The 5030-nt window shown below is 59.6% G+C and carries 4 protein-coding genes and 2 pseudogenes; 2 read left to right on the top strand and 4 right to left on the bottom strand.

The window, feature by feature from the left end; genetic code table 11:
• Positions 1 to 19: 19 nt before the first annotated feature.
• The 3 genes and pseudogenes from HV796_RS40170 to HV796_RS40160 all read right to left on the bottom strand — a co-directional run.
• Complete coding sequence (locus HV796_RS40170) at positions 20 to 736, bottom strand: hypothetical protein (RefSeq protein ID WP_175233276.1); 717 nt, start codon at positions 734 to 736, stop codon at positions 20 to 22.
• Positions 733 to 1110, bottom strand: coding sequence for a hypothetical protein (locus HV796_RS40165; protein ID WP_175233275.1), 378 nt, complete (start codon positions 1108 to 1110; stop codon positions 733 to 735). Before HV796_RS40165 ends, HV796_RS40170 begins: the two co-directional genes overlap by 4 nt.
• 208 nt (positions 1111 to 1318) lie before the next feature.
• Positions 1319 to 1514, bottom strand: a pseudogene (locus HV796_RS40160) (IS256 family transposase); the annotation flags it as partial.
• A 67-nt stretch (positions 1515 to 1581) separates the two neighbouring features.
• Between HV796_RS40160 and HV796_RS45580 the strand changes: the two are divergent.
• Positions 1582 to 2134: pseudogene (locus HV796_RS45580) on the top strand (IS6 family transposase); the annotation flags it as partial.
• A 759-nt stretch (positions 2135 to 2893) separates the two neighbouring features.
• A complete protein-coding gene (locus HV796_RS40150; RefSeq protein WP_175233274.1) occupies positions 2894 to 3910 on the top strand; it encodes a pentatricopeptide repeat-containing protein in 1017 nt (338 codons plus the stop codon).
• Between the two features lie 267 nt (positions 3911 to 4177).
• Here HV796_RS40150 and HV796_RS40145 read toward each other — a convergent pair whose 3' ends face one another.
• Entirely contained in the window at positions 4178 to 4447 is a 270-nt protein-coding gene (locus tag HV796_RS40145; protein WP_246356338.1) for a group II intron maturase-specific domain-containing protein, read from the bottom strand.
• Positions 4448 to 5030: the final 583 nt, after the last annotated feature.

Genomic DNA, 5030 nt, shown 5'->3' with positions numbered 1-5030 from the left:
ATGATACGGTATGCAACGTTCACCTTTGGAAATCCGCTTCGCGCGAACCGACTTCGACCGCCTTATCCCAAACCGACTGCTTACTGGGGGTTCCATCGAGATCATCAAATGTTGCAAGCCTTAGCTTTGCAATTTCGGGAACTCCATAGTGCTCCCCGATCTGTTGCAGAACCCGGCGAGCTTCATCTCTCGATGAGGTATCCTTGAATGCAAGAACTCTCATGTTGACCCGTTGGAACGGGACTTCGCTACCGACCCGGCCCGTCATCTGTCCTGCTCCCACCCCATCACCCCAAATCACAACCGGCATCGTGGCGAATCTCGTATTCACTTCATTCAGGTGGGCATTTGAATCACTGGACCGGGTGGCATACTGCTTGTTAACGCTGAAATCTGAGATTGGATCGCCACTGGTACTAACATAACTTCTGTTTAACTCGGTGGCGCCCGATTTGCCGCTGGCCTCACCGGTAGTTGGGTTACTTCCCTGAAGCTCGAACTGCCTTATTTGCGGCACGAGCTGCAAGTTTGCATTTAATATACCTTTGAGAGCCGATTCGAAGTTTGTGCCATGACCGACTAATGCGCTCACTTTGAATTCTGCCGGACGGGCGTTAATTCCATCGTTGCCGGCGCGCCTGTATTCCCCTGTTGTGAAATATTTTTGATTGACGATCAGCTCCGCTTTGGTATCAAGGGTTTTTTTGGCTCCATTCCGGAGATGGGTCATATTCAAAAAGCGCTCGACTTGTTCGGGAGTGTATTTTTTGTACCGAGCATAAATTCCCGAACGACCTTTGGGTCTTGCGACATCCTGAATTTACCAAAATTCACGGGGGTGTCAGGCGGCACGACAAGCCGGGCGATTTCAGGATCAATCGGTTTTCCGGAAGGCGCCTGGTCGGAAGCCCTGGCTGTGTCGGGACGGTTTTCTGCCGATCCGGGCCTTGCCAGGTCCAATGCCGACAGTATTCCTGCGGACGGCTGTGAGGTGGGGACGCCGCGGCCCTGGGGCCGGGCGGGAGCTGGTTCCGACTGACGGTCGGAGACATTGGACAGCGAATTCGAACGCTGGAGGCCGGGGCGGGCGTTGTGAATGGAGTCGATCATGGCTTCGGAAATGGAAAGTTCTGCACCACGTTACTGTAGAGGCCGACCCGGCACTCGCTCGCGTGGGTTAGCGTAACTTCCCTCGTTTTGCCGAAATCCCTTTCTGCCACGTCTGATATTTATCAGTGTGTTGGGTAAAGAGGGTCGGCCGGGAAATTGGCGATGTCCCGCAGACAGTTGAAGGTTGGGACGGCGGGTGCGGCATAGGTTAGGCAACCTTTCGATCCTGGTCAATGTTCGCTGTCGAAGGCGGGCGCTTCAGCGCGCGCTGCGAGTACCCAGAGTTCGCTCACGCCGAGGATTCTGCGGAAGTTCTTCTCGGCTTGCAGGAACCCGGCCGCCGCCCAGCGCACCGCCATGTCGGCATCGCGATAGCGCTTCACACGGCCCGCGACCCGGCGTACCGGGCTCTGGTGCAAATAGTTTCGGTGAAGCGGTTAAAGTAGCCGGCCATCAAACTGGTAGCCGATGATGAGCAAGCGAAAAGGTCCGGAGGGGCTGTTCGGTGGACGGCATTTCGAATCGGGAGATCATCATTCTGTGTGTTCGCTTGTACCTGCGCTACAAGCTGAGCCTGCGCGATCTGGTCGGGATGATGGCCAAACGGCGTTCGTCGCTGGCTCACACGACGATCCTTCGCCGGGTAAGGCGTTATACGCCCGAGTTCGTCAAACGCTGGAACCGCTTTGCTACACCCGCAGGGTCGCTCGTGGCGTGTCGACGAGACCTGGCTGAAGGTTCGGGGCAGGTGGGTCTACCTGTATCGGGCGGTGGGATCGGGCTGGCCAGACGGTAGACTTCATACTCAGGGCAAAGCGCGATGTGGCTGCGGCCAAAGGTCCGCAAGGTCCTCAGGCATCAGGGCCAGTCGCCGACGACCATCACGCTCGATGGCTATGCTGCTTCGCACCGGGCGGTGCGCGAGATGAAGGCGGACGGCCTTCTGTGTGAAGACACGAAGGTTCGAAGTCCGAAGTACCTGAACACCCTGGTCGAGCAGGACCATCGTCACATCCGGCCTCGTCGTCCGTCGAGCGGATCAGGGTGAGGCACACGGTGGCAGCAGCGTTCAAGTCAGTTTTGCCGTATTCGCGCGCGAGATGGAAATGATGCCGGTTCTTCCGTGGATTATGTGAATATTGATCCACTACCTTGGATAGACATGGTTGTCGGAAAACGAGTCAGAGCGCTTCTATTCTCATTTAACTAAACGGCTCTATGGACGAGCATACGGGCAATCAATGCTCACTCACTCGTTTTTCGAAAAATGCGCCGAAGCGGGTTTTCACAGCATAGGCAGCCCTACTTGAACCCACTCCATTACACACAAGTCGACGTGAGCGGCTTGTAAACTTTCGCGGCTTCTTTTAGTGCATGTGCCATCCGCAAACTCCGATTATAGACTTCGCTAATTTCGCGATGGTGCGAGGTATTGCGGTGGGCTCGCGCGCAGCGCACACGAGGTGTTGTACTTTGCCCCCTCCAGCCTCGCTGCAGCCACCCCGATACCATGCTCCCCACCCCGACCCGCGGCCTCGCAGCCGCCCCCTACCCGTCGCCCGTCCAGTCCCCCGCTGCCCCTGCGGCCTCATCCCGCGCCATGCCCGCCGCTTCGCGGGTTGCCCCGGAGCTGGATAGACTGCAGGTGCACGCGCGTGAGAGAAACAGCGCGTCGTCGCGCGCGTATATTTCGTCGGAGAGCCGGCCAGCCGCTTCCAGGGGCGCTCCCCGGGCAGTGGAGAATGAAGGTATCATCCGACGGTTCAACCGGGGCAAAACCGGCGTGGACGACGTGCTGCGGGTGACAACAGCCTGCATCATAAAGCTCGGGGATGACCATGAAGGCGCCAGAGCCTGCCTGGAGGCGCTGCAGCGGTGCCGCCATCCGCAGACGGGAGAAACGGTCTTCCCCAGCACCGTCACCTACTCCGCAGCCATCTCGGCGTGCGAGAAGGCCGCTCGCGCAGACGACGCGCTCAGCCTGTTCGCGCACCTGCAGCAGCACGGCCCGGATCGCGGTGTCTTCCCCAACACCATCACCTATTCCGCAGCCATCTCGGCGTGCGAAAAAGCGGGGCGCGCCGACGACGCGCTCAGCCTGTTCGCGCACCTGCAGCAGCACGGTGCGGCCCGCGGCGTCCTCCCCAACACCATCACCTACACCGCAGCCATCTCGGCGTGCGAGAAGGGCAACCGGCGCGGGGAAACTGGACGTCTTCTCGACGACGGCATTACAGCAGGGATATTCCGACCGTCTCTCGGCTTCAGCGCCGGGAAAAACATGCTGGACCTGCATGAAAACGCGATCCTGATATCGCCCGCTCCCTCCGGGCGGCCCGCAGGGGCTCACCCGGCAGTCGCCCGAGCCATCTTTGATCGCCTGCTCGGGCAGGGTGTCATTGACCAGACAACCCGGTTCGTGGTGGGCCAGCACGGTCAGGGATCGTTGCAGGCGGCGATCGACGCCTGCATGCGGCAGCAGGGGTGGGTCCCCGTTCATCCGCATAACGCCCAGGGGCGCCCGAACATCGGACTGCTGGTCGCAGCCCCCGCATCGGCGAGTGCGGACGGTACTGGCGGCACCTCCACTGGCCGCCCGGCCTGGGCATCCATTCCGGCACCAGCTAGTGCGGCAGGCGCCGGGGAACGCGACTCTCCGGCGCCGTCGCCTGCGGGTACACAAACGCATCGGCAACCCCTGCCGGGCGGTGCCCGGCAGGCGGATCCGCCTGGCGCCGGGTCCGCGAGCGCGATCAGCTGGGCTGACAAGGTCAGGCGGGCACCAGCGAGTCGGAAGTAATCGTCATGATTTCCTCCTTGGTGTATGTCAACGTTGCTCCGAGACGCAAACAGTCTGAATTGGGGCATCCCAAGCTGCTTACTTCTAGTGGTCCATCTCTGGACCACTATCACTCCTCCACCCTTGCCTCAGCGCGTTCCGCACGCGTTGTTGCTGACGTCAGCTCGGCACGCAGCGTATCCGCCTCCGCCCGCTCGGCTTCCCGGGCAGACTGCGTTGCCCGTAACGATTCGTTCGCCAGATCCTGCGCCTCACTCCACAACGTGGCTAGGGCCGCCCAGTTCGCGTCGCGGATAGCATCACCCCGTTATAAAGACATCGCTCAGGAAGATGCTTCCAACCCAGGCAACGCCACCGCATAAACCGGTGCGACCAGATACGCCGCACGATCCAGCGATCGAGACGAGCGAAGAGCTTGCGGATGTGGGTTTTACAGAAATACAGCCCCCAGCCACGAATGACAGGATCGATCTGGGCGATCAGCCCCCATGTGTCCACTGGTGCCTTGCGCCGCGTACGCTTGCGGATCTGATCCATGAAGTGCTGTATTGATTTCTCGCGCGGATACGCGTAGAGATCGCATCAAAACCACGTGATACATGAACGATATGCGTTTTGCTTTCGTTCAAGCTCACTCCCGGCGCTGTCAGAATCTTCCTGGCCTGTTTCAACGCCTGTTGAGCCTCCTTCCGGGTGCACATGTCACCACCCAGTCATCGGCGTACCGCGTCAGTCGATAGCCTCGCCTGCGCATTTCCCCGTCAAACGGAGTAGGAAGTATGTTACTTAAGATCGGGGAAACGCCCCACCTTGAGGCGTTCCCTGCTCAGTTTCCAGCCGCTTACCCCCGGCTATACATCCCGCCTTGAGCATCTGCTCAATCAAGCCGGCACACGACTCTCCGAAACGCGTTGGCCTACCAACGTAAGAAGCTTTGCGTGTTCCACGGCCCCAAAGAAATCCTTCAGATCCGCGTCCACAATCCACTCATACCCGTCGGTCAGCTCATTGAGATTGACCCAGAAAAACGGACACCTATTCTTTTGAGAAGGAGGTGCCGGAAATGGGCAAGCATCGTACCCCATACCCTGCGGAATTCCGGGCTCGCATGGTCGAGCTT

It is taken from the genome of Paraburkholderia humisilvae (assembly GCF_902859855.1).
In the GTDB taxonomy this organism is placed as follows: Bacteria; Pseudomonadota; Gammaproteobacteria; order Burkholderiales; family Burkholderiaceae; genus Paraburkholderia; species Paraburkholderia humisilvae.
This window is presented reverse-complemented; position numbering and strand designations above follow the sequence as displayed.

What these genes read in the sequence shown, in the direction of transcription:
- HV796_RS40165 (WP_175233275.1), bottom strand. Translation starts at nt 1,110, where the DNA reads ATGATCGACTCCATTCACAACGCCCGCCCCGGCCTCCAGCGTTCGAAT.
- HV796_RS40145 (WP_246356338.1), bottom strand. Translation starts at nt 4,447, where the DNA reads ATGGATCAGATCCGCAAGCGTACGCGGCGCAAGGCACCAGTGGACACA.